This is a genomic window from Brevundimonas sp., from assembly GCF_016742135.1.
In the GTDB taxonomy this organism is placed as follows: Bacteria; Pseudomonadota; Alphaproteobacteria; order Caulobacterales; family Caulobacteraceae; genus Brevundimonas.
Genome location: NZ_JACVCG010000001.1, coordinates 483,270 through 507,892 on the forward strand (window position 1 = coordinate 483,270; position 24,623 = coordinate 507,892).

The 24,623-nt window shown below is 67.5% G+C and carries 20 protein-coding genes; 4 read left to right on the forward strand and 16 right to left on the reverse strand.

The genetic code is table 11. From position 1 onward, the window contains the following. Positions 1–59: 59 nt before the first annotated feature. Positions 60–413, forward strand: coding sequence for an Hpt domain-containing protein (locus IBJ06_RS02395; protein WP_292156917.1), 354 nt, complete (start codon positions 60–62; stop codon positions 411–413). On the opposite strand, the gene IBJ06_RS02400 is transcribed toward IBJ06_RS02395, so the two are convergent. After that, positions 410–682, reverse strand: a complete 273-nt coding sequence (locus tag IBJ06_RS02400; RefSeq protein WP_292157275.1) for a chorismate mutase — start codon at positions 680–682, stop codon at positions 410–412. The two genes, IBJ06_RS02395 and IBJ06_RS02400, sit on opposite strands and share 4 nt — an antisense overlap. Before the next feature lie 43 nt (positions 683–725). Then, a complete protein-coding gene (locus IBJ06_RS02405; protein WP_292156918.1) occupies positions 726–1,565 on the reverse strand; it encodes a ferredoxin--NADP reductase in 840 nt (279 codons plus the stop codon). A 112-nt stretch (positions 1,566–1,677) separates the two neighbouring features. Between IBJ06_RS02405 and IBJ06_RS02410 the strand changes: the two genes are divergently transcribed. Together IBJ06_RS02410 and IBJ06_RS02415 are read left to right on the forward strand one after the other, a co-directional pair. Beyond that, a complete protein-coding gene (locus tag IBJ06_RS02410) occupies positions 1,678–3,948 on the forward strand; it encodes a S9 family peptidase (protein WP_292156919.1) in 2,271 nt (756 codons plus the stop codon). Next, entirely contained in the window at positions 3,885–5,501 is a 1,617-nt protein-coding gene (locus IBJ06_RS02415) for an amidase (protein WP_292156920.1), read from the forward strand. Before IBJ06_RS02410 ends, IBJ06_RS02415 begins: the two co-directional genes overlap by 64 nt. 6 nt (positions 5,502–5,507) lie before the next feature. On the opposite strand, the gene IBJ06_RS02420 is transcribed toward IBJ06_RS02415, so the two are convergent. The 7 genes from IBJ06_RS02420 to IBJ06_RS02450 all read right to left on the reverse strand — a co-directional run bounded on the left by IBJ06_RS02420 (position 5,508) and on the right by IBJ06_RS02450 (position 14,045). Beyond that, positions 5,508–5,765 carry a hypothetical protein gene (locus IBJ06_RS02420; RefSeq protein ID WP_292156921.1) on the reverse strand — a complete coding sequence of 86 codons (258 nt, stop codon included), beginning with the start codon at positions 5,763–5,765 and terminating at the stop codon, positions 5,508–5,510. 42 nt (positions 5,766–5,807) lie between these two features. Further along, entirely contained in the window at positions 5,808–6,920 is a 1,113-nt protein-coding gene (locus tag IBJ06_RS02425; RefSeq protein WP_292156922.1) for an osmoprotectant NAGGN system M42 family peptidase, read from the reverse strand. Positions 6,921–6,934: 14 nt separating this feature from the next. Continuing rightward, complete coding sequence (gene ngg, locus IBJ06_RS02430) at positions 6,935–8,707, reverse strand: N-acetylglutaminylglutamine synthetase (protein ID WP_292156923.1); 1,773 nt, start codon at positions 8,705–8,707, stop codon at positions 6,935–6,937. Next, entirely contained in the window at positions 8,697–10,472 is a 1,776-nt protein-coding gene (locus tag IBJ06_RS02435) for an N-acetylglutaminylglutamine amidotransferase (protein WP_292156924.1), read from the reverse strand. The genes ngg and IBJ06_RS02435 overlap by 11 nt, the downstream gene beginning before the upstream one ends. 164 nt (positions 10,473–10,636) lie before the next feature. After that, on the reverse strand, positions 10,637–10,960 hold the full coding sequence (locus IBJ06_RS02440; RefSeq protein WP_292156925.1) for a hypothetical protein: 324 nt from the start codon (positions 10,958–10,960) through the stop codon (positions 10,637–10,639). After that, complete coding sequence (ctaD, locus tag IBJ06_RS02445) at positions 10,957–13,440, reverse strand: cytochrome c oxidase subunit I (RefSeq protein ID WP_292156926.1); 2,484 nt, start codon at positions 13,438–13,440, stop codon at positions 10,957–10,959. The genes IBJ06_RS02440 and ctaD overlap by 4 nt, the downstream gene beginning before the upstream one ends. Then, positions 13,437–14,045 carry a cytochrome B gene (locus tag IBJ06_RS02450; RefSeq protein WP_292156927.1) on the reverse strand — a complete coding sequence of 203 codons (609 nt, stop codon included), beginning with the start codon at positions 14,043–14,045 and terminating at the stop codon, positions 13,437–13,439. Before IBJ06_RS02450 ends, ctaD begins: the two co-directional genes overlap by 4 nt. Positions 14,046–14,123: 78 nt before the next feature. On the opposite strand from IBJ06_RS02450, the gene IBJ06_RS02455 reads away from it, so the two are divergent. Then, entirely contained in the window at positions 14,124–14,639 is a 516-nt protein-coding gene (locus IBJ06_RS02455; protein ID WP_292156928.1) for a DUF2231 domain-containing protein, read from the forward strand. Here IBJ06_RS02455 and IBJ06_RS02460 read toward each other — a convergent pair. From IBJ06_RS02460 to IBJ06_RS02490, 7 genes are all read right to left on the reverse strand, one after another. Beyond that, positions 14,612–15,121: a CopD family protein gene (locus IBJ06_RS02460; RefSeq protein ID WP_292156929.1), complete on the reverse strand. Its 510-nt coding sequence runs from the start codon at positions 15,119–15,121 to the stop codon at positions 14,612–14,614. The genes IBJ06_RS02455 and IBJ06_RS02460 overlap by 28 nt on opposite strands. Further along, positions 15,118–15,816 carry a cytochrome c oxidase assembly protein gene (locus tag IBJ06_RS02465; protein WP_292156930.1) on the reverse strand — a complete coding sequence of 233 codons (699 nt, stop codon included), beginning with the start codon at positions 15,814–15,816 and terminating at the stop codon, positions 15,118–15,120. Before IBJ06_RS02465 ends, IBJ06_RS02460 begins: the two co-directional genes overlap by 4 nt. 52 nt (positions 15,817–15,868) lie before the next feature. Further along, positions 15,869–18,358 carry a membrane-bound PQQ-dependent dehydrogenase, glucose/quinate/shikimate family gene (locus tag IBJ06_RS02470; protein ID WP_292156931.1) on the reverse strand — a complete coding sequence of 830 codons (2,490 nt, stop codon included), beginning with the start codon at positions 18,356–18,358 and terminating at the stop codon, positions 15,869–15,871. An 89-nt stretch (positions 18,359–18,447) separates the two neighbouring features. Continuing rightward, the gene (locus IBJ06_RS02475) at positions 18,448–18,969 is read right to left on the reverse strand and encodes a nicotinamide-nucleotide amidohydrolase family protein (RefSeq protein ID WP_292156932.1); all 522 of its coding nucleotides are present in this window, start codon (positions 18,967–18,969) and stop codon (positions 18,448–18,450) included. Between the two features lie 82 nt (positions 18,970–19,051). After that, complete coding sequence (locus IBJ06_RS02480) at positions 19,052–22,381, reverse strand: error-prone DNA polymerase (protein WP_292156933.1); 3,330 nt, start codon at positions 22,379–22,381, stop codon at positions 19,052–19,054. Then, positions 22,378–23,910, reverse strand: a complete 1,533-nt coding sequence (locus IBJ06_RS02485; protein WP_292156934.1) for a DNA polymerase Y family protein — start codon at positions 23,908–23,910, stop codon at positions 22,378–22,380. The genes IBJ06_RS02480 and IBJ06_RS02485 overlap by 4 nt, the downstream gene beginning before the upstream one ends. After that, a complete protein-coding gene (locus IBJ06_RS02490) occupies positions 23,822–24,571 on the reverse strand; it encodes a hypothetical protein (RefSeq protein WP_292156935.1) in 750 nt (249 codons plus the stop codon). The genes IBJ06_RS02485 and IBJ06_RS02490 overlap by 89 nt, the downstream gene beginning before the upstream one ends. Positions 24,572–24,623 lie beyond the last annotated feature (52 nt).

The following is a 24,623-nucleotide window of genomic DNA, read 5'->3' on the forward strand; positions in this document are numbered from 1 at the left end:
CCGATTTCGCGCGCGGGCCTGCGGCGTTAAGCTGCGGCCTCTGAGTCGGAGGGGTCACCATGGCACGGCGGGATCTGAGCGGGGCGGTCGACTTTTCGGTGCTTGAGGCCATGACCGGCGGCGATGACGCTGTTTCGGAAGAGGTGCTGGCCCTGTTCGTGCAGCAGGCGGGGCTATGGTCACCGATGCTGGATATCCGCCACGAGGGCTGGCGCGATGCGGCGCATACCGTCCGGGGTGCGGCGGCGGGCATCGGGGCTGTGGCGTTGGCCGAGGCCTGTGCTGCCGCCGAAGCTGCCGACAGGGTCGAAGCGCCGCCCCTGCTGGATCGGGTCAGGGATGCGCTGGATATAGCCTTGGCCGATGTGGCGGCCTGGCGGCATGAGCTGATGCTGCGGGGACTGCGGGGCTAGTTCCGCGTGCGGTCCCAGGTGGCGAACTCATGGGCGATGCAGCGGTCGATCAGCAGCCGCCAGACCGGCTCGGCAATGTCGGGGGAGAGGCCCGCGTCCCGTGCGGCGGCCAGCACCTTGGCGACCACATCCTCGATCCGGGCGTCGTCGTGGACCACGTCGCGGCTGGGCTTGATGCGGGCGGCGGCCTCCATATAGGCCTGACGCTCGGCCAGAAGGGCGACCAGCGCGCGGTCCAGCGCGTCGACGCCCTGCCGGACCTCGGCCATGGAGGTGCAGGCCTCCGGCGCGGTGCGGCGGTCCACGGGGATGCTATCCGACAAAGGCGCGCTCCAGCACATAGTCGCCCGGCTCGGCATTCGAGCCTTCCTTCAGGCCCCAGGTCTCGAGCAGTTCGCCGGCTTCCCTGATCATGGCCATGGAGCCGCACAGCATGACGCGGTCGGTATTGGGCGAAAACCCGATCGGCAGTTGCAGGTCGGCGAACAGATCGCCCGAGCGGATGCGGTCGGTGATCCGCCCCGGCGTCTCGAACCGTTCGCGCGTGACGGTAGGATAATAGGTCAGCTGGGCCCGGGCCTCATCGCCGACCAGCGGATCGTCGTGGATGCCTCGCGTGAAGAAGTCGCGATAGGCCAGGTCGGCGACGTTTCGCACCGTATGGCACACGATCACCTGGCCGAACCGGCTGTAGGTCTCGGGATCGCGGGCCACCGACAGCCAGGGGGCGAGGCCCGTCCCCGTGCCGATCAGCCACAGCCGCTCGCCGCCGGTCAGGGCATCCAGCACCAGGGTGCCGGTCGGCTTCTTGCCCATCAGAACCGTGTCGCCGGGCTGGATCTTCTGCAGGCGCGAGGTCAGGGGGCCGTCCGGCACCTTGATCGAGAAGAATTCCAGCTCCTCGGCCCAGTGGGGGCTGGCGATGGAATAGGCCCGCAGCACGGGCTTCGCGCCATCCTCTCCCGGCAGGCCGATCATGACGAACTCGCCCGAGCGGAAGCGGAAGTCCTCGGGCCGCTCGAGGGTGAAGCTGAACAGCTGGTCGGTCCAGTGGCGCACCGACAGCACCTTCAGCGCGTGGTGGGGCGACGGCCGGGCAGGGGCGGTATCGGCCGGAGCGGGGGCCGGAGTGGACGAAAGGGTCTGGGTCATCGCCGCCCTATCTAGAGCGTGACGCCCGCCGGCGAAACCCGGGTGAGACGTTCCGTCTGCCCGATGCATTTCCGGGGTGACGATCCGCAAAAGCCGCACTAGCGTGCCGCCCATGCACACCACGACCCTTCGACGCACCGTCTCCGCCCTCACCCTCGTTTCCGCGACCGCCGTGGCCGGTCTGGCCCAGGCCCAGCAGGCGGCGGATCCGTCGATCCTGACGCCCGAGCGGGTGTTTTCCAGTCCGTCGCTGAACGGGCCGGTGGCGCGCGGCGTCAGCCTGTCGCCCGACGGCCAGCTGGTCGCCTTCCTGCGTTCGCGCGAGGACGATGTGAACGTGCAGGACCTGTGGGCTGTCCCGGTCGAGGGCGGCGAGCCCTTCAAGCTGGTCGATGCCCGGGCCCTTGTGCCGGACGCCGGGGAGCTGTCCGAGGCGGAAAAGGCCCGACGCGAGCGTATGCGGATCAGCGCCCGGGGTGTGGTCGAATATGCCTGGGACCAGCAGGGCCGTTATATCCTGACGCCGCTGGAGGGCGATGTCTTCCTGGCCGAACGTGAGGGCGGGGCGGTGCGCCGCCTGACCGAGACCGAAGCCGACGAGATCGACGCCAAGGTCAGCCCGGACGGCAACTATGTCTCCTGGGTGCGGGATCAGGACCTGATCGTCTATGACCTCGCCAGCGGCCGCGAGATGGCCGTCACGACGGACGGCGAAGGTCTGATCACCTGGGCCACCGCCGAGTTCATCGCCCAGGAGGAGATGGACCGTGACACCGGCTACTGGTGGAGCCCGGACGAGCGCTACATCGCCCTGCAGCGCACGGATGAGTCGACGGTCGACATCATTCCCCGGCTGGACATCACTGGCGGCGGGGCCACGGTGATCGAGCAGCGCTACCCCCGCGCCGGGCGGCCCAATGCCCTGGTCGACCTGTATGTCCACGATCTTCAGACCGGACGCCGCATCAAGGTCGACCTGGGGTCCAATCCGGACATCTATCTGGCCCGGGTGGCCTGGTCAGTCGATGGCCAGACCCTGTACGTCCAGCGCCAGTCGCGCGACCAGAAGACCCTGGATCTGATGACGGTCGATCCGGCCACGGGCCGGTCGCGGGTGATCCTGACCCAGACCAGCGACGCCTGGGTGGGGCTGACGCACAACTTCAAACCGCTGGCCGACGGGCGCTTCATCTGGTCGTCGGAGGAGAGCGGCTGGCGGCACCTGTATCTCTATGACCGCGACGGCACCCTGATCCGGCCGCTCACGACCGGTGAGTATGCGGTCAAGGCGCTGGAGGGGGTGAATGCCTATACCGGCGACGTCTTCTTCACCGCCTCCATGCGCGACGGCAAGGAGTATCCGATCGAGCAGCAGCTGTTCCGGGTCAACCTGGACGAGACGGCCACGCCGTTCGAGGTGACCCCGCGGGGCGGCTGGTGGTCGGTCTCGCTCAATGCCACGGGCACGGCCTATGTCGGCAACTACACCGATCTGCAGACACCGCCCCAGTCGGCCCTCTATAACGTCCACGGCTCGCGGCTGCGCTGGATCGAGGAAAACCGGCTGGATGAGAGCCACCCCTTCTGGCCCTATGTCTCGCGCCGCCAGACCCCGACCTTCGGCACGCTGGAAAGCAACGGCGAGACCCTGGTCTGGCAGATGACGACACCCCCGGGCTTTGATCCGTCGAGGACCTACCCGGTCGTCATGCAGGTCTATGGCGGGCCTTCTGGCGGGGGCGTGCGCAACGCCTGGCAGGCCGCGACCACTCAACTGTTGACCGAAGCCGGATACATCGTCTTCCGCCTCGACAACCGGGGCGAGGGCGAGCGCTCGACGAAGTTCAAACAGGCGCTCTATCTGACCATGGGTCAACCTGAGATCGAGGATCAGGTTCTGGCCTCCAACTATCTGAGAACGCTTCCCTATGTGGATGACAGGCGTATCGCCGCCATGGGCTGGAGCTACGGCGGCTTCATGACGCTGCACATGCTGACCGAGCCGAAAATGGGTCTGGCGGCGGCCATTTCCGGGGCCCCGGTCACGGACTGGAGCCTCTATGACACCCACTATACCGAACGCTTCATGTCGACGCCGGAGGCCAACCCCGAGGGCTATGCGGCCTCGGACGTGGTCAATCAGCTGGACCAGCTGACCGGGCGCCTGCTGCTGATGCACGGCATGGCCGACGACAATGTCATCTTTGAAAACGCCACCCGCGTGCTGGACTCGCTGCAGGCCCAGAGCATTCCGTTCGAGACCATGCTCTATCCCGGCCAGCGCCACGGCATCCGGGGCAATGAGCGGGGGCTTCACCAATGGCGGACCTATCTGGACTTCCTCGACCGCACGATCGGTTCTCGATCGCCGCACGCGGACTGATCGGCGCCAGCCTGCTGGCTCTGACGCTGGGCGGCTGCATCAGCGTCGAGGTCACGCGGACGAGTGACGAGGCCTTGTCGGATGCGCGCGCTGTAGAGCAAGCCGTGTACGCTGCGGGCGGCTGTGTGGAACTCAGCGCTGAAGTTGTCGTCCTGTGCGGCCGCGACCGGATGACCACCAATGCGGTCATCACCTGGTCGCCCTCGGTGACGGAGATCGACTGGCAACCCGGTGACGGCATCCGGGGCATGCCGATCCTGCTGAAGGACAATATCGAGACCTTCGACATGCCGACCACGGCGGGGTCGATGGCGCTGATCGACAATGCGCCCCGGCGGGATGCGCCGCTGGTCGCGCGGCTGCGGGCCGAGGGGGCCGTGATCCTCGGCAAGGCCAATCTGTCGGAGTGGGCCAATATCCGCTCGTCGGAGTCGATCAGCGGCTGGAGCGCCGTGGGCGGCCTGTCGCGCAATCCCTATGCGCTGGACCGGAACACCTGTGGGTCGTCCGCGGGCTCGGCGGCGGCGGTGGCGGCCGGTCTGGCCCCTGCGGCCATCGGCACCGAGACGGACGGTTCGATCACCTGCCCGGCGGCCATCAACGGCATCGTCGGCTTCAAGCCCACCGTGGGTCTGGTGTCGCGCACCCATATCGTGCCGATCAGCCGCAGCCAGGACACGGCCGGTCCCATGACCCGCACCGTGCGCGATGCCGCCGTGGTGCTGACCGTCATCGCAGGCGGCGACCCCGCCGATCCCGCGACCGCCGAGGCGGATGCCCACCGCGTGGATTTTGCCGCAGGGCTGGACGCCGGTTCCCTGCGCGGTCAACGGATCGGCGTGATGCGCTTCCTGACCGGCTATTCCACCGGCACAGATCAGGTTTTCGAGGAGAACCTGAAGGCCTTGGAAGCGGCCGGAGCCATTCTGGTCGACATCACCGAGGGGCCCAATCGCGGCGCTATCGGCGGGGCCGAGTTCGCCGTGCTGCTGACCGAGCTGAAGGTCGACCTCAACCTCTATCTGGCCTCGACCGATCCGGCGCAGGTTTCGACCCGGACGCTGGCCGATGTGATCGCCTTCAACGAGGCCACGCCGCGCGAGCTGGCCCTGTTCGGCCAGGACATCTTCGTGGCTGCCGAAGCGACGAAGGGGCTTGAGGACCCGGACTATATCGCCGCGCGTGAACGGTCCTTCCGGCTGGCCGGGCCTGAGGGCATCGACAGGATGATGGCCGACCATGACGTCGTGGTGCTGATCGCGCCGACCACCGGCCCGGCCTGGTCGATCGATGTGGTCAATGGCGACCACTATCTGGGCTCGGCCAGCCAGCTGGCGGCGGTCGCCGGCTATCCGCACCTGACCGTGCCGATGGGCTTCGTCGACGGCCTGCCCGTTGGCATGAGCTTCATCGCCGGCAAATGGCAGGACCAGCGGGTGCTGTCGTTCGGCTATGCCTTTGAACAGGCCACCCAGGCGCGGCGCGACCCGGAGTTCGCCCCGTCGGTCGACCGGATGGAGGCGGTGGCGCCGCTGCTCCGGCCGCTGCAGTAGGGCCGGTCAGAGCCTCCGCAGGGCGGTCCAGTTCAGGCGGAGCATGCGGACGCCGAAGCGGAGCGCGGAGATGCTAGCGACAAGGAGCCCGATGCCCAAGGCACTGTCGATAGCGGTGTCAACCAAACCCGCCGACAACATTTCTCGCCAGTGACGGGCGATCTGCCAGATCATGACAGCTGGAAGCACGCTGGCCAGCATGGTGACCATCGTCCCGTTCAACAGACCGGCGAGAGCCTGTTCCTTGTCCTTGGGCGGTTCCATGACCGGCACCTTAGGGCAGCGGTAACGGACGGCAAGGGACGGTCAGTCGATCGGCTGGTGGGTGAAGCCGCTGACGCCGGTCAGGGGGCGGCTGTCGCGTTCGATCTCGACCTCGCTCCCGGCATAGACCACCAGCAGTTCGGCCAGACAGGTCAGGGCATTCAGGTGGATGCGCTCATAGCCATGGCTGGCGTCGATGCCGAAGGTCAGCAGGGCCGTGCGGATGTCAGCCCCTGACTCCAGCGCCGAGGCCGAGTCCGACCGGTAATAGCGGAACACATCCTTCTGCAGGGGAATGTCATGCTCGCGCGCCAGCCGCGCCAGCTTGCGCGACAGGTGCCAGTCGAACGGCCCGGTCTGGTCGGCCATGGCGAGCGTCACGCCGAACTCGGACGAATTCTGGCCCGGCGCGGTCGTGCCGTTGTCGATGGTGATCATGGCGGCGACGTCTGGCACCAGCACGGATGAGGCGCCGACACCGACCTCCTCGGCGATGGTTATCAGGGCATAGGTGTCGACTTCGGGCACACGCCCTTCGCGGACCATACACTCCAGCGCCGCCAGAAGCGTGGCGACCCCCGCCTTGTTGTCCAGATGGCGCGAGACAATGTAGCCATTGTCGAGGAATTCCGGTTGGGGGTCGATGGCGATTATATCGCCAACCTCTATGCCGAGGGCCTCGGTCGCCGCGCGGTCATAGGCGCGTTCGTCGATGCGCAGTTCGACCTGGCTCCAGGCGACGGGCTGGGTGTCGACCTCCTCGTTGAAGGTGTGACCCGAGGCCTTGAGCGGCAGGAGGGTACCCCGAAACCGCTGGCCCTCGGCAAAGATGGTCGCGCGGGCCCCCTCGGCAAAGCGGGACGACCAGTGGCCGATGGGCACGACCTCGAGCCGGCCGTTGTCCTTGATGCGTTTGACCTGGGCACCCAGGGTGTCGACGTGGGCCACGAGGGCCCGCGCGGGCTTGGAGGCTTTTCCCGCCAGCTTGGCCCGGATGGCACCGCGCCGGGTCAGGTCGAAGGAAATGCCCAGCCGTTGCAACTCGCGGCAGATCTCCCACACGGCCTCGTCCGTATAGCCGGTCGGGCTGGGAATGCTCAGCAGGGCGGACAGGCGGTCGGTCAGATAGGTGGCGTCAATCGCGGGCTTGGACATGGCGCTTCCGGGTATCAGCTGTGCAGGGCGGCGCGGCTGGCGGCAGCGCCCGACAGGGGGAACAACAGGTCGATGAACCGCTCGGCCGTCGGCTGGGGCTCATGATTGGCCAGACCGGGGCGTTCATTGGCCTCGATGAAATGATAGTCCGCGCCCCGGTGGTCGGGCACCATCAGATCAATGCCGGTGACCGAGATGTCGATGGCGCGCGCTGCGGTCACGGCGGCGTTGATCAGGGCCGGATGCACCTCGCCGGTCACGTCGTGGATGGTGCCGCCGAGATGCAGGTTGGCGGCCTTGCGCACGCGGATCTCCTCACCGGCCGGGGCCACGTCGTCGAGGCTGTAGCCCGCCTCGGCCAGGGTGCGGCGGGTCTCGCCATCCAGCGGAATACGGGACTCCCCGCCGGTTGCCGCCTCACGCCTCCGGCTCTGATGGGCGATAAGGTCGCGCAGGGTGGACTGCCCGTCCCCGACCACGCGCGGCGGGCGGCGGACGGCGGCGGCCACGACCTTGAAGTCGATCACCACCAGCCGCAGATCCTCGCCCTCGACATGATCCTCGACCAGCACCTCGGGGCAGAGGGTGCGCGCTTCCGCAATGGCGGCTTGCACTTCGCTGAGCGTGGTCAGCCCGACGGCCACGCCCTTGCCCTGTTCGCCGCGCGCGGGCTTGACCACGAGGGCCGAGCCGTCGGCCAGCGCCGCTGCCAGGGCCTGGGTATCGTCCGGTTCATGGCGGCCCGGCACGACCAGTCCCGCGTGCTCGACAATCCGGCGGGTCATCCGCTTGTCGTCGCAGATGCTGACGGCGACGGCCGAGGTCAGTTCCGACAGGCTTTCGCGACAGCGGATGGACCGGCCACCCCAGGTCATGCGCACCAATCCACCCTCGGCGTCGATCACCTCGGTCGCAATGCCCCGACGCCGGGCTTCATCGACAATGATCCGGGCATAGGGGTTGAGGTCGGCGGCCGGGTCCGGTCCCTTGAACAGGGGCTCGTTGATCGGGTTCTTGCGCTTGACCCCGAAGAAGGAGACGCGGCGGAACCCGAGCTTCTCATAGAGGGCGATGGCCTGTTCGTTATCGTGAATGACGGACAGGTCCATGAAGGCCAGCCCTCGTGTCTTGAAATGTTCCGCCAGACGCCGGACCAGGGCCTCGCCGACGCCCGGCTGGGTGGCCTGGGGGTCGACGGCCAGGCACCAGAGGGAGGAGCCCTCCTCCGGATCGGAAAACGCCTTCACGTGATCGACGCCGGTCACTGTGCCGATCACCGCGCCGGTGGTCTCATCCTCGGCCACGAAATAGGTCAGGGCGCGGTCATCCTTGCGGCTGGTGAAGAAGTCGGGGCGGATCTGGACCATCCGCCGGGCGGCATAGATGCGGTTGGTCGCCTCGACATCGTCCTCAGAGACCAGCCGTCGAACACTGAAGCCTCGCGGCTGGCGCCGGCCCGGGCGATAGGTGGCGAGGTCCAGCCGAAAGGTGTGCGACGGGTCGAGGAACACCTCCTGCGGGGCCGAGGCCAGCAGCACATGCGGATTGCGCACATAGAAGGCGATGTCGCGCCGGTCCGGCCCCTCGGCCCGCAGGGCCTCGATCAGCGGCTGGGCATTGGCAAAGGTCTGGGCGAACAACAGCCGGCCCCAGCCCATGTCGAGTACGGCATCGGGCGTCATCTCGCGCTCGGTGCCGCCGACCATCGGCTTCAGCCCCTCATGGCGCATGCGTTTCAGGCGGTGGGCGGTCGCGCGCGGCTTCTGGCGGGGGACATCAGACGCCATGGGACTGCAGCCACATTTCCAGAACCGCGACCTGCCACAGCTCGGAGCCGCGCAGGGGGGTGATGTGGTCGCGCGGGTTCTCGAACAGGGTTTCCAGATACGGTCGCTGGAACAGGCCGCGCTCCCGCGCCACCTGGCTGTTCAGCGTGTCCCGGACCATCTCCAGATAGGGCCCGTCGATGTATTTGAGGGCGGGGACGGGGAAATAGCCCTTCTTGCGGTCGATCACCTCGGACGGAATGACCAGCCGCGCGGCTTCCTTCAGGACGCCCTTGCCGCCCTGCGAAAGCTTGTGTTCGGGGGGGATGCGCCCGGTCAGCTCGACCAGTTCGTGGTCGAGGAAGGGGACCCGGGCCTCGAGCCCCCAGGCCATGGTCATATTGTCCACCCGCTTGACCGGGTCGTCGACCAGCATGACCTGGCTGTCGAGACGCAGCGCCTTGTCGACGGCGGTCTCGGCACCCGGAAGGCCGAAATGGGCACGGACCAGATCGAGGCTGGCGTCGGTCTCGGGCAGATAGTCCGGATTGACCTGGGTGCGCAGGGAAGCGTCGCTGCGGTCGAAGAAGGCCCCCGCATAGGTCGAGACCGGATCGGTCGTATCCAGCATCGGCGGGTACCAGTGATAGCCGCCGAACACCTCATCGGCGCCCTGGCCCGACTGGACGACCTTGATGTGTTTCGCGACTTCCTGGCTGAGCAGGTAGAAGCCGACGTTGTCATAGCTGACCATCGGCTCGGACATGGCGCCGATGGTGCCGGGCAGGGACTGCATCAGCCGGTCGTGCGGCACGAAGATCTGGTGGTGGTCGGTGGCATAATGGTTGGCGATCAGGTCGGAATAGACGAACTCGTCGCCCTTCTCCTGATTGGCGGCCTCAAAGCCGACCGAGAAGGTCTTGAGGTCGGTCTGGCCCAGTTCGGCCAAGAGGCCGACGACGAGGCTGGAGTCCACCCCGCCGGACAGCAGCACCCCGACGGGCACATCGGCGACCATGCGGCGCTTCACGGCGACCCGCAGGGCCTCCAGCACGCGGTCACGCCAGTCTTCGGCCGTCAGGGTCGCGTCCTCTGCCCGGCGTACATTCTGCGGCGCCCAGTAGAGGCGATCCTTATGAGTGCCGTCAGCCTCGAAAATGCGCAGGGTCGCGGGCGGCAGTTTCCGCACGCCCTTCAGGATGGTGTGCGGCGGCGGCACGACCGCGTGGAAGGTCATATAGTGGTGCAGGCCGACCGGATCGATCGAGGTGTCCACATCTCCGCCCGCCAGCAGCGACGGCAGGCTGGAGGCGAAGCGCAGCCGCTTGCCCTGTTCCGCCAGATACAGCGGCTTGATGCCGAACCGGTCGCGGCCCATCACCACGCGACCGCTGTCGCGCTCATGGATGACGAAGGCGAACATGCCGCGGAAGCGGTCGACACAGGCCTCGCCCCAGGCGTGCCAGGCCTTGAGGATCACCTCGCTGTCGCCTTCGGAAAAGAAGCGGTAACCCAGACCCCGCAGTTCGGCGCGCAGCTCGGCGTAGTTATAGATACAGCCGTTGAAGACCATCATCAGGCCGAGGTCGGGATCGACCATGGGCTGCTGGGCCTTGTCGCTGAGATCGATGATCTTGAGGCGTCGGTGGCCAAAGGCGACGGGGCCCCTTGCGACCACCCCGCTGCCGTCCGGCCCGCGTGGGGCCAGCGCCCCGGTCATCCGTTCCACAGCGGCGATATCGGCCGTCTGTCCGTCGAAATTGATCTCGCCACTCAGGCCACACATGCGCTGGTTCAGACCTCGCTTGTCAGTTGGAACAGGGGCGCGCCGATGGCGCGCACACCCAAGCTCAACCGCTGCGACCCGGAACCGTTCCGCCTAATCTGGCCGGGACTGCCGTCGGCGGAGTTCACAGTGCGGGCCGCAAGAGGGCCGCTTCCTCCTGCGGATCAGAGGCAGTAGGTGGTTGTGACCGTCGGGAACAGGGACCAGGCCGTCGCTACCAGACCGGTCCATCCGGTGGCCCGACTGGCGAAGGTGACGAAGGACGATCCCGAGGCGAAACGCGGGGCATGGAGCGCCCACAGAAGGCCGACCTGGATCCCAAGCACGACCAGCCAGGCCGTTCCCATGAGCACGCGCTGAAGTGAGATCATGCCGAACACCTCGCCGCCGATGCCGTGTCCGCAGATGAGACCATGCAGGCCATAGACCGCGCTGAACGACGCCAGCCAGACGAGCGGGGCAATCAGGATTCGCAGAACATCCTTCATGTCAGCAGGGCCGGCAGATGGGTCATGATCAGAACCAGCGTTGAAATGACGGCAAGGTAGTCAATCCAGAGATTGACCACCGGAAACTCGGCCCGCCGGACGGGCGAGGTGAAACCCCGCGCGACACGGGCCATCAGGAAGGCGACCATCACCGCCGAAAGCGCGGCGTGAAACAGCACGTAGCCGCCCAGCACCAGAAGCGTGGCGCCGTAGGCATGGGCGTCAGGCGTCGGCGCGCGCAGGAGAATGGCCCCCGCGGCGATACCGACCGCGAGGATGCCCGCAAGGGCCACGGCCAGTGCCCGCCTGACGTCGCCCCCCCTGTGATTGGCCCGGGTGGCGCGGCGGGTGGCTACCGCTGCCAGCGCGGCCCCTCCGACGCCCAGCCCCACCTCGAGCAGGGATGCGGTAAACCACGCCGGGGGCGGCCAGTTCGGGGCCACCGTCCACAGAAAGGCGAAACCGAACAGAAGCGATCCGAAGAAGGTGGCGTTGGCGGTCAACAGGAAGACGGACCCCCACCAGCTGGGTGAGCGGTCGACGCCGGTGGCGTTCGGCAGCTCGATCCCGCGCCCGACCGCCTGGGGCGGCAGATCCTGCTTGCGGCCCTGCGACCAGGCCCAGCGCCAGGCCAGCAGGGTGACGCCGATCACGGCGATCGGGACGGTCCACCAGAATTTGAGCAGAACGGACAGGAAGAAGACCCCCGTCACCGCTGCCATCAGGATCGGCAGGCGGGTGTTGGTCGGATAGATGACGTGGAAGTCGGGCTTTCCGGTCGCGATATCGACGGTCAGGGTTTCGCGCCACCCCTGCTTCGGCTCGGGCAGATAGCCCTCGCCCCGCGCGAGGCGATTGGCCAGGCCCGGATCGTCGGTGAGGGGATCCCGGGAGGTGACGTGTGGCAGGCTGGCAAAATTATAGGCGGGCGGCGGGGTCATCATCGCCCACTCGAGCGTACCGGCCTGCCATGGGTTGCGCCGGCTGCGCCGGGCGGTCCGGGCATGAAGGATCAGATCGATGATGACCATGGCGATGCCGATCGCCAGCACGAAGCTGCCGATCGAGGAGATCAGGTTGATGGTCGTCCAGCCGTCCTCGGGCAGATAGGTGGAGATGCGCCGTCGCTGACCCAGCAAGCCGACCCAGTGCATGGCCAGGAAGGTCACGTGAAAGCCGATGAAGATCAGGGCGAAGGCCAGTTCGCCGAGGCGGAAAAAGCGCCGGCGTCCGCTGACGTGCGGCAGCCAGTAATAGAGGCCCGCCAGGATCGGAAAGACGAAGCCGCCGAACAGGACGTAGTGCAGATGGGCGGTGACGAAGGCGGTGTCGTGTGCCTGCCAGTCGAAGGGCACGACAGCCACCATGACCCCCGTCAGGCCGCCGATCACAAAGGTGAAGAAGAAGCCCAGCAGGTGCAGCATGGGCAGGCGCAACTGGGGGTGCCCCTTCCACATGGTGCCGATCCAGGCGAAGATCTGCACCCCCGTCGGCACCGCCACCAGGGTGGATGCGGCCGAGAAGAAGGCCAGGCCCATGTGCGGAATGCCCGTCGTGAACATGTGGTGCACCCATAGTCCGAACGACAGGAAGGCGAGGGCAACGGCCGAGGCCACGATCCAGCCGTAGCCGAGGATCGTCGTCCGGCACATGACCGGCAGCACCGTCGAGATCACCCCCGCCGCCGGCAGGAAGATGATGTAGACCTCGGGGTGGCCGAACAGCCAGAACAGGTGCTGCCACAGCAGGCTGTCGCCGCCCAGATCGGCCTGGAAGAAGGGCAGGCCGAAGGCGCGTTCCACTTCCAGCAGGATCGAGCCCAGGATCAGCGGCGGAAATCCGGTCAGGATCATCAGGGCGGTCACCAGCGCGTACCAGCCGAAGATCGGCATCTTCGCCAGCGACATCCCCGGGGCGCGATATTTCAGGATCGACACGGTGATCTCGACCGCAGCCGCGATGGCTGAAATCTCGACGAAGGTAATGCCGATCAGCCAGAAGTCGGTGTTGATCCCGGGGGAGAAGAGGGGGCCGGTGAGGGGCGGGTACATGAACCAGCCGCCGTCCGGCGCGATGCCCATCACCATGGACGCGAGCAGCATGGTCCCGCCGAAGACATAGCACCAGTAGCCGTAGGCGGTCAGCCGCGGGAAGGCCAGGTCGCGTGTCCCCAGCAGCTTGGGCAGCAGGTAGATCGCCAGCCCCTCGAACGTGGGGATCGCGAACAGGAACATCATGATGGTCCCGTGCATGGTGAAGATCTGGTTGTAGATCTCCGGCCCCGCGAAGGCCGAATGCGGGGTCGCCAGCTGCGCCCGGATCAGCATCGCCAGCACGCCGCCCACAAGAAAGAAGAAGAAGGCCGTGCCGAGGAACAGCTTGCCGAGATCGGTGTGGTTGACGGTCGAGAACAGGCCCCGCACGCCGGGCTTCGACGACCAGATGGCGGTCAGCTTGCGGTGTCGCTCAAGCGTGTTCATCGGGCCTGGCCTGTCACGAAATTCTCCCAGCCCTCCGGGTCGTGGGCGACGACGGTAAAGGCGAAATGGTCATAGCCGGGGCCGCTGAACTCGGCGCTGAGCCCGGCATAGACGCCCGGGTCATCCGCCTCGATACGCAGGACATTCACATGACCCGGAATGGCGTCGATCTTGCCCGCCAGACGCGGAACCCAGAAGCTGTGAATGACATCCGCCGTCGTGACGGCGACATCGACCGGTCGGCCCGCCGGAATGTGGAGGACGTTGTCGGTGGTCAGCTCGGGTGCATCCGCATAGGTGAAGGTCCAGGCCGAGCGTCGCGCCTCGGCCCCCACGCCGACGACCTCGGGCCCCGGACGCGGAAGCAGGTGCTCCCCGACGACCAGTCCATAACCGAGCAGCGCCAGAAGGACGACCACCGGAAAGGCGATACCCAGCTTGATGACCCAGAGGCGCTCGTGCCGGGCTTCGTCCGGGGCGGGACGGGACTTGCGAAACGCGAGCGCGAGCAGCACCATCACCAGGGAGAAGATCATCACCGCGCCAGCGAGCATCACCCACCACAGCGTGGCGATGGTCCGGGCGGCGGGCCCCGCCGGGTCCACGGTCGACAGCGCGCCTTCGCAACCGGCGAGCGCCAGCGCCGTTGTCGAGACCAGAAGGCAGCGGCAGAGGGAGGCACCGTGTCGAGAGAATCCGTTGAGCAGGAAGCGGAAGAGCTGATCGACCCGATCGCGGCGGCGCCTCATTTCGACAACACCGAGTCCCGCATCGCGGTACTGGGCCACCCCATCCACGCGATGAGCGTGGCCTTTCCGATCGCCCTGACCTTCTGCACCTTTGGCGCGGACGCCCTCTACTGGTGGACCGGCGACGCCTTCTGGGCGCGTGCCGCCCTGTGGGCTGCAGGCACGGGCTTCCTGTTCGGCATGCTGGCGGGCTTTTCCGGAACGGCCGAGCTGCTGCTGGTGTCGGGCATCCGGGCTCGGGCTCCGGCCTGGACGCATTTCATCATCGCCGTGACCCTGCTGGCCCTGCTGGGCGCCAACTGGGGCTATCGGCTGTATGGCTATGAGGACGCGGTGCTGCCTTATGGAATTCTCCTGTCGGCGCTGTCGGTCGGTATGGTGGCGATCACGGGCTGGCATGGCGGCAAACTGGTCTTCGACTATCAGCTGGGGACGTCAAACAAGAGCTGACCTCCCTGCGTTTCCGTCAGCCAGGCCGGGAAGCTGATCCAGCCCAGATACGGCTTGGCCAGCACCAGAAAAAGGATCGCGAGCGTGGGCAGGCCCACCGCCGTGATCGGTAGCCAGGCGGGGGGCGGGGTGTGTTCGGAAGGCTCCTCCCCAATCCTTACGACCACATGGCCGATCCAGGCATGGGCGAGCACCAGCAAGGCCACGAAGGCCAGCTTCGCGAACAGCCAGGGCGTAAACACCTCGCGCATGAAGATCAGCCAGGTGCCGGCGATGACGGCGATCACGGCAGCGGGCGTTACGCCCATGGTATAGGTGAGGTGCGATGCCTTTCGGATCAGGTGGTAGTCCTCGGCTGACACCGCGGGATCGTGCCGGGTCAGCATCAACGGCAGGGTGGCCAGCCCCCCGATCCAGATCACCAGACCGACGATGTGCGCGGCCTTGAACAGCGGAATGGTCGGCGCAATCCAGTCGATCATGCCACGATCTCTCTCAGACGACCCCAGCCTCGACGCGCGAGCAGCGCCGCTGCGACGGCATAGGGAATCCCCGCTGGAACCCACATGATCAGCCCGCCCAGGGCCTGGTCCTCAAGCGGCGTCAGCCCCCAGGTGAGGGGCGCGACGGCGTGGGCTGCGTAAAGAGGCGTCGAGGCAAAGGTCAGAATGGCGCCAAGCAGGCCCATCTGGGCAAAGGCCGCCACCACGAAGACCAACTGATCCACCGGCGAGCGCTCCTTCGTCAGCAGGGCACACCAGAACCAGACCGCGCTGCCGAAGAGCGTCAGCTGCATGATCCAGTAAAGCGGCACATTCGACAGGGCGGCGTCATAGGCTGCGGGCAGGTGCCAGACCCAGAGCACCACGGTGGAAAGGGCGAACGGGACGGCCAGACTTCCCGTCCGGCGCGCCGGCAACGCCAGGGCAAGCAGAGGGGCCGCCACGGCGATCAGGAGCACGTGATGAACCACCCGCGCGGAGAACAGTGCGGACGACAGGGCGCAGAGCGGTGACACGAAGGCGATCGCCAGCACCGCCACCGCGAGAAGACCCGGGGGGTGACGTCTCACGGCCACGCCCAGGGCCACAAGCCCGATCAGGAGCACGGGGTCGAGGTTGAAGCTCGTCCAGAGGTCGGCCGGCAGGGGAGGTGGGCCGCAGTAGGCTGTGTTCATCAAAAATCCCCTTGCCCCCACATCATGTCCGCCTGCCCTGGTTTATCGCGCCTCACCGGTTGCCGTCGTTCCGTCGATCCGGCAGGGCCCAGGCAATGACCTGATCCCCCCGGGGTGTCTCCATGAAGTGATGCCCGCCCGTCATCAGCACCAGGAATTGCCGTCCATTCTCCTCATAGACGATGGGGGCCGCCTGTCCGCCGGCGGGCAGGACGTCCGTCCAGACGGTTTCGCCGGTCTCGATATCGATGGCGCGGATCAGATCATCCGTGGCCGCGGCGATAAAGATCAGACCGCTCGCGGTTACGACCGCGCCGCCATTGTTCGGCGTGCCGATGTCGATCGGCAGCATGGACGGGATGCCGAACGGGCCGTTCTTGCGCGCCTGTCCCAGCGGACGGTCCCACAGGGTCCGGCCCGTGCGAATGTCGATCGCCCGGATCCCGCCGTAGGGCGGTTGCTTGCAGAGCATGCCGGTGAAGCCCATCCGCCAGCCGGGGTTGACGTCGATGGCATAGGGCACGCCCCATTGCGGATCGCCCGCCCCTTCCGCGCCCTCGGGCACGCCACCGCGCGAGGCCGGCGTCTCGCCCTGCTCTTCCAGCTTTTCGTGACCGCGAGGATACCATCCCCGCTCGTTCGCTTCCTCCCGCGGGACCAGCCGGTTGTAGTTGGGCATGTCGTTGTAGTTGGCGATGATCACGCCCCTTCGGGGGTCGACGGCCACGCCGCCCCAGTCGGACCCGCCATTGTATCCGGGGTACTGAATCCAGCGCCGCTCGGCCGAAGGAGGGGTGTAGATGCCGTCGTACTCCGCCTGACGAAAACCGATACGGCAGATCATCTGGTCGATCGGCGACATGCCCCACATGTCCTTCTCGGTCAGCCTGTCCCTGGCCAAGGTATGGAAGGTCGAAAAGGGCTGGGTGGGTGAGCGGTCCTGCGGCTCGACGCCGCCCACGGGCACGGCGCGTTCCTCGACCTCGACCAGGGGCTCGCCGGTTCGGCGGTCGAGGATGTAGAGGTCCCCCTGCTTGCTGGGCAGCACCAAGGCCGGAACGGTGCCGGTATCGGTGGGAAAGTCGATCAGTGTCGCCTGGCTGCCGAGGTCATAGTCCCACACATCGACCCGGACCGTCTGGAACGACCAGGCGGGCTTGCCGGTCCGGACATCCAGAGCGACCAGGGACGTCGAATAGCGGTTTTCGGCCTCGGATCGGTCGCTGCTGTAATAGTCGGCGGCGGAGTTCGCCATGGGCAGATAGACCAGGCCGAGCTGTTCATCGCCGCTTGCCGTGGTCCACATATTGGGGGTTCCGCGGGTATAGGTCTCGCCTTCCGGGGGCAGGCCGTCCCGCTCGGGCTGACCCATGTCCCAGGCCCAGCGCAGTTCGCCGGTCACGGCGTCAAAGCCCTGGATGACCCCGGACGGCGCGTCCCTGTACTGGCCGTCCAGAACCTGGTGGCCGGTAACGATCACGCCCTGGACGATGGTGGGGGCCGAGGTGATCGACACCATCCCGGGGATGATGTCGCCCATGCCCCGCTTGATATCCACCTGCCCATTCTGCCCGAAACCCGGGCAGGGGCGGCCGGTGCGGGCATCGACCGCAATCAGTCGACCGTCCAGCGTGCCCTCGATGATGCGGGTGGTGCAGAGTTCGGTCGGCGCCTGGAGGCTCGCCGCTTCCGCAGGCGCGCGGACGGCGTCCCCGGTCTGCGGCGGGGCGCTGCGACGGGTGTCGTAATAGACCACCCCGCGGCAGGCCGCCGTATAGGGTATCCAGTCGTCGGAGACCTGCGGATCATAGCGCCAGCGCTGCTGTCCGGTCTCGGCGTCAAGCGCGATCAGCTGATTGCGCGCCGTGCACAGGTACAGGGTATCGCCCACCTTCAGCGGCGTCGTCTCGGCCCCCCATTTTTCCTCCGGCAGGTCCTCGGTGTGGAACAGCCAGACCCGCTCCAGCTCCTTGACGTTGTCTCGGTTGATCTGGGTCAGCGGCGAATAGCGACGGGCCGCATGGGTGCCGCCGAAGGCCGGCCAGTCGGCCCCGGTCTGATACAGGCCCGGTTCGCCCATGTCGCCGCTTTCGGCGGGCAGGGGCAGACCCGCGGGGGCCCGGTTGGCAAAGGCCACGACCGTGCCGCCGATCAGCAGGAACAGGGCCAGCGCTCCCCCTCCGATGATCGCGACCCATCGGCCTTGGGGCAGGATGAGAGGCAGCACGGCCACGAGGCCGATCAGGAGGACGGTCGGCGCGACCACGCGGGGCACCAGCGCCCAGCCGTTCAGCCCCACTTCCCACAGGGCCCAGAGCAGGGTCACGCCATACAGGCCGAGGTAGATCCAGGCCCCCAGCGGTCGCCGGAGGGCCAGAAAGGCCCCGGACACGATGAGCGCCAGACCCGCGGGGAAATAATAGAAGGAGCCGCCGAGGATGAGCAGCCAAAGCCCCCCGATCACGAGGGGCAGGCCGACCAGAATGAAAATCGCCCCCAGCGCCCGGACAGCCCAGAGGGCCACGGCGGGTCTGTCGATCATCGGAGTCTCCTCTTCCCCCTAAAGGCCAAGCTCCAAAGGCCAACCCTTCAGGGGGCCAGGGGTTCCAGCCGTATCGTGCGATGCCCGCTTCAGGGTCCGACCCCCGAGGCCTCCAGCAGATCAATCACGGTGCCGAGGGCCGCCAGGCGAACACCGGCCGTGCCGCGGGCTCCGAAATGCTCCTCACGGTGTTCCGTGGGGTGGCCCGGACGGGCAAGGGCAAAGTGAACAAGGCCCTCCTCGTCGCATGAGCCCGCCGGGCCGGCGAAGCCGGTGATGGCGATGGCGACATCCCCGCCGGCACTCCCGAGCGCCGCCTCGGCCATCCGGCGGGCGACCTCTTCCGAGACGGCCCCCTGGTCGGCCAGCACCGACCGGGGGACGCCCAGCAGCCTTGCCTTGGCCTCGTCCGAATAGACGACAAAGCCGCATTCCAGCACGTGCCCCAACTTGTCGACGGCGGTGATGGTCGATGCCACCATGCCGGCGGTACAGCTCTCCGCCAGAATGATCCTCTGGCCCCTGGCATCCAGGGCCCGAAGCACCGCCTCAAGGCGGTCGATGATGGGCGTCGGTATCGCCGGAACCAGGTCTTCGTTGCGGCTTCCCATGACTCCTGTCCGACGTGACATTCCCGGGGCTTGCTTAACCCGGCCCGCCCGCACGGGGTTCCGCAGAATTGGGGCTTTGCGGTCAGTGAAAGTCCCGCGACCCCGGCAGCATGCGGAGGTTTCTGGGATGTTGGGGATGGACGAATTCGTCGGCCCCGGAGAGCTGGAGGGTAGGCTGGTGGTCCGGCGACAGGCGATTTAGCTCGGCGGAACGGTCATGGAGCCGATCGGCCATCAGGTGGACCACGCCCTCGGCGCTCTTTTCCACCACGCCCTCCACGCCCAGCAGGCGTGCGCTCATGACGATGCGGCGATGGGCCTCGAAGGTGCGGACCCACAGGACCAGATTGGTGACGCCGGTCTCGTCTTCCAGGGTGATGAAGATGGCCTTGCCGTTGCCGGGCCTCTGGCGCACGAGCACGACCCCGGCGGTCCTGACGCGCGAACCGGAGCGCTTCGCCTCCACCGCGGCACAGGTCAGCAGGCCCTCGGCTTCAAATGTGGGGCGCAGGATGGCCATGGGATGCGCCTTCAGGCTGAGCCGGGTGGTCTGGTAATCGGCGGCCACATGTTCGCCCAGCGCCATGCGGGGCAGGTTGGCGTCGGCTTCCTCGCCCAGTTCGCGGGTATGGGCGGCGGCGAACAGGGGCAGGGCGTCATCCTCCGGCAGGCGTCGGGCTTCCCACAGGGCTTCGCGTCGGTCGAGGCCGAGCGAGCGGAAGGCATCGGCATCGGCCAGCTTGCGGACCGCCGCGACCGGCAGGCGCGCCCGGCGCATCAGACCCTCGAGACTTTCGAACGGACGGGTGCGGGCATCCCCTATGGCCGTGGCCCAGTCCTGACGGAAACCATCGATCTGTCGCATGCCCAGCCGCAGGGCCAGGGCCTCCCCCGGGCCCTCCAGCGTGTTGTCCCAGCACGAATGGTTGACATCGACCGGATGGACCCGAACCCCGTGTTCCTGCGCATCCCGCACGATCTGGGCCGGGGCGTAGAAGCCCATCGGCTGGCTGTTCAGCAGGGCGGCGGCGAAGGCGGCGGGGTGCCGGCATTTGATGTAGCTGGAGACATAGACCAGCCGGGCAAAGCTGGCGGCGTGGCTCTCGGGAAAGCCGTAGGAGCCGAAGCCCTTGATCTGCTCGAAGCAGCGTCGGGCGAAGTCCGGATCATAGCCCCGCTCGATCATCCGCCCGACCATGCGGTCCTCATAGGTGTGCAGGTTGCCGTCCCCCCGGAAGGTACCCATGGCCTTGCGAAGCCCATTGGCCTCTCGGTCGCTGAACTCGGCGGCGACCATGGCGACCTTCATGGCCTGTTCCTGGAACAGGGGCACACCGAGGGTGCGGTGCAGGACCTTTTTCAGCTCTTCCGGGTCATGCGGCGGGGCCGGGCTGGCATAGACCACCTCTTCCATCCCCGACCGACGGCGCAGATAGGGATGGACCATGTCGCCCTGGATGGGGCCGGGTCGCACGATCGCTACCTGGATCACCAGATCATAGAAGGCGCGAGGCCTCAGGCGCGGCAGCATGTTGATCTGGGCCCGGCTCTCGACCTGAAAGACGCCGATCGAGTCGCCCCGGCACAGCATGTCATAGACATCGGCCTGCTCGGCGGGGACCGTAGCCAGGTCGTGGTCGATGCCCTCATGCAGACGCATCAGGTCGAGGGCCTTGCGGATACAGGTCAGCATGCCGAGCGCCAGCACATCGACCTTCATCAGGCCCAGCTCGTCGATGTCGTCCTTGTCCCATTCGATGAAGGTGCGGTCGGCCATGGCCGCATTGCCGACGGGCACCAGTTCATCCAGCCGCCCGCAGGTGAGGATGAATCCTCCGACGTGCTGGGACAGATGGCGGGGAAAGCCCATGATGCGACCCGCCATGTCCACGGCCCTGCGGATCATGGGATTGGCGGGGTCCAGGCCCGCCTGCTCGACCCGTTCGTCGGCAATGGCCGTGCCCCAGCTACCCCACTGGGTGCCGGCAAGAGCAGCGGTCACATCCTCGGTCAGGCCCAAGGCCTTGCCGACCTCGCGGATGGCGCTGCGCGGCCGGTAGCGGATCACGGTCGCGGCGATACCGGCCCGCTCGCGCCCATAGCGCCCATAGATGTACTGGATGATCTCCTCGCGCCGCTCGTGCTCGAAATCGACGTCGATGTCGGGGGGCTCGTTGCGGTCCGCCGACATGAAGCGCTCGAACAACAGGTCGTGGTGGACCGGGTCGACGCTGGTGATCCCCAGCACATAACAGACGGCGGAGTTGGCCGCGGAGCCTCGCCCCTGACACAGGATTCCCCGGTTCTCGGCCTCCCGGACAAGGTCATGGATGGTCAGGAAATAGGGGGCCAGATGGCGTTCGGTGATATAGGCCAACTCCTTGTCGATCAGGGCCATGACCTTGCCGGGCGCTCCGTCCGGATAGCGGACCGGCAGGCGACGATTCACCAGGCTCTCCAGCCAGCCCTGGGGGGTGTGGCCCGGTGGGATGGGCTCTTCCGGATATTCATAGCGCAACTGATCCAGGTCGAAATTTGAGCGGGCCAAAAGCGTTTGGGTCTCCGCCAGGGCCTCCGGGGCGTCGGCGAACAGGCGGGCCATCTCCTCCGGGGACTTCAGATGGCGTTCGGCGTTGGCCAGCAGGTGCAGGCCCGCCTGATCAATGGGCACGCCCTCGCGGATGCAGGTCAGGACGTCCTGAAGGTCCCGTTCGTCGGCCGAGGGATAGAGGACGTCGTTCAGGGCCAGCAGCGGCGTATGCGCCGTTCCTGCCATGGCTTTCAGGCGCGCCAACCGTCGCCGGTCATCCCCGCGCCGATGCATGGCCGTCCCCAGCCAGACCGCGCCCGGCCGAGCCTCGTTCAGACGGCCCAGCAGCTCGGGCAGGCCGTCCAGCGCCGGGTCGGGGACGACGATCAGCATGAGACCGTCGGGGGCAGCCAGCAGATCGTTCAGATGAAGGAGACAGTCGCCCTTTTTCGCGCGGCGGTTTCCAAGCGTCAGCAGCCGCGTCAGCCGTCCCCATCCGGCCCGGTCCTCGGGATAGGCGACGATGTCCGGCGTTCCGTCCGCGAACACCAGCCGCGCGCCGGTGAGCAGGCGGAAGTCCAGCGCCCGTTCCCGGATGACTTCCGCCAGATCGGGAGGCACGGCGCCCCATTCGACGTAGGCGACCTCACCGGGCGAGCCCCCGGTGCGGATTTTCTCGGTCGGAGCGCCGCCATGTTCGCGCAGCTGCCGGAGCGCGCTCCAGGCCCGCACGACGCCCGCGACGGTGTTGCGATCCGCCAGCCCCAGTCCTGTGTGGCCCTGCAGTATGGCGGTCAGAACCAGATCCTTGGGGTGCGACGCGCCGCGCAGGAACGAGAAATTGCTGGCCGCGACCATCTCGGCATAGGCGGGCGTGCTCATGCGAACAGCCCATGCACATACCATCGCGGCGGTGGATCCTCGCCATAGCCCCCCGCCCGGAACAGCCAAAAGCGGCGGCCCTCCTCATCCTCGACCCGGTAGTAGTCCCGCACCCGGTGGCGAGGCGCACGCCACCATTCGGTCGCGATACGCTCTGGCCCCTCGGCGCGGATGACCCGATGTGTGGCGCGCCGCCACCGGAACCGGGCAGGGGGGCTGTCCGGTGCCAGGGCCAAGGCTTCCACGGGCTGGGGCGGATCGAACAGATGAAGCGGCCGCAGCGGCGGAGATTCCGGATCGGTCGGGGGCCAGACGGCACCACCCGGTGCCGCATGGGCAGGGATCCGCCGGCTGGACCGCTCCGGCAGGTGGGAGGCCACGGGGGTGACACGCACCACCGCCTCGGGGCCCAGACGCGCGCTCAGCTGATCGATCAGGGCGTCCAGGGCCTGACTGTGATCGCCCCTTTCGTCGAAGGCGGATTGTCGGGCGCCGAGGACCTGGAGCTGTTCGGCCCCCATGCGCAGATGGTCGAAGCCGAATCCCGGATCCACGGGTCGGGCCAAGGCCGCCAGCCGCTCACGAAACAGCCGCAGGACCGTCCCCGTATCGCGCACCGGCCGGGCGGTGGAAAGCGCGATGCGGCGGATGTCACCGTCCAGTCGGTAAAGGCCGAGAATGAACCGGCGAGCGCCCAGACCGCGTGTCTCCAGCTGACGCTCCATGTCGGCCAGCAGATCGGCGATGACCGCATGCACAGCCCCGGTTTCGGTGATGGGCTCGGCCAGCACCCGGTCGACGACGACCGGCGGCGGCGCACGGTGGGGGGTGATGCGCACATCCACCCGCCCCATCAGCCGGTCCAGCCGATCCGGGAAGTCGGCCCCGAAACGGGCGGCCAGGGGCGCGCGGGGGCGGGCGTCCAGATCGCCCAGGGTCTTCAGACCGGCCCTGCGGATGGCCTGAAGGTCACGCGGGTCCAGTTCCATGGCCGCCACGGGCAGGTGCCGTGCAAGGGCCGCGTCCTGCCCCTCCGGCGCGATGCCGCCCGGGCCGAACCGGGCCAGGGCACGGGCGGTCTGCGGCGTGCGCGCGAGGGCGCACCGGGCTCCCAGTCCCAGCCGCCTGGACAGTGCCTGGACGGCCCCCATCAGCCCTGCCTCACCGCCAAACAGATGGGCGCAGCCGGTGACATCCAGCACCAGCCCATGGGGATCATCGCCCGCGACCATCGGGGAAAAGCGACCAAAGGCCTCAATCAGGTGATCCAGGAAGACCCTGTCCGCGCCCGGGTCATGCGGCCAGGCTTCCAGGTCGGGAATCTGGGCGCGTGCATCCGCCAGGGTCATATCGGGCGCAAGGCCGAGTGCCAGCCCCTCCGCATCCACGGCGGCCAGTCGCAAGGCGTTGGCCTTTCGCTCGATCAGGCAGAAAGGTCCCTCAGGCCGCGCGGATCCCAGCCGGTCGATGGGCAGGAGCGGAAACCAGATCGCCAGATGTCTTCGGTTCGACAAACGATCGCGTGTCACGATCCCACTCCATAATCCACTCACCCGGAGCCACTCCCGCCCGGCTCCGCAACAAACTCACCCGAAAGGCCGGTCGGCCCGGTGCTCCCGCTTCCAGGGCTCTCGACGGTGTGCTGCTGACCGACCACCGTGTGTCCGAGGCACTGGGCTGGGGCTGGGCCCCCGTTCGAACGAAAATCGCCGTTGTCCGCCCGGCCGCAGCGGCCAGCGCCAGACGACGGCTGGCGGTCAGGCTCCAGGCCCGGGATTCCCCCCAGCCGCTCATCAGGACGGCGGCCGGGGCTCCACTGCGGAGGGCCTCCTCGCCCGCCGCCAGCAAGGCCGCCGTATCGGGCACCCCCACCAGCAACAGGGCGTTGGTCTCCACCCCCCATTCCCGCAGTCCGCTCCCGTAAAGGGTCCCCCTTTCATGCCGACCCCGATCCTCGTGAATCCACACCAGCGTCCCCTCCGCCTGAAGCGCCAGCCCCAGACCAAAGCCCTCCGCCGCCGATCCATGCCGGGTCGAAGCGGCATACACCTCATGCACGGCATGGGCGGGAAAGACGGCCCCGCGCCCTGTCGCCGGGATGTCGAACAGCCGAGCACCTGCGGACCGCTGGACCGGACCCGGAGAAGACAGATGCGCGCGCAGTTGGCGGAGAGGGACAGATGGGGGCATGGTGTTCACGAAATGTTCTCCTATATGCCTCTCTTCAGGCCTGCCGAGTCAA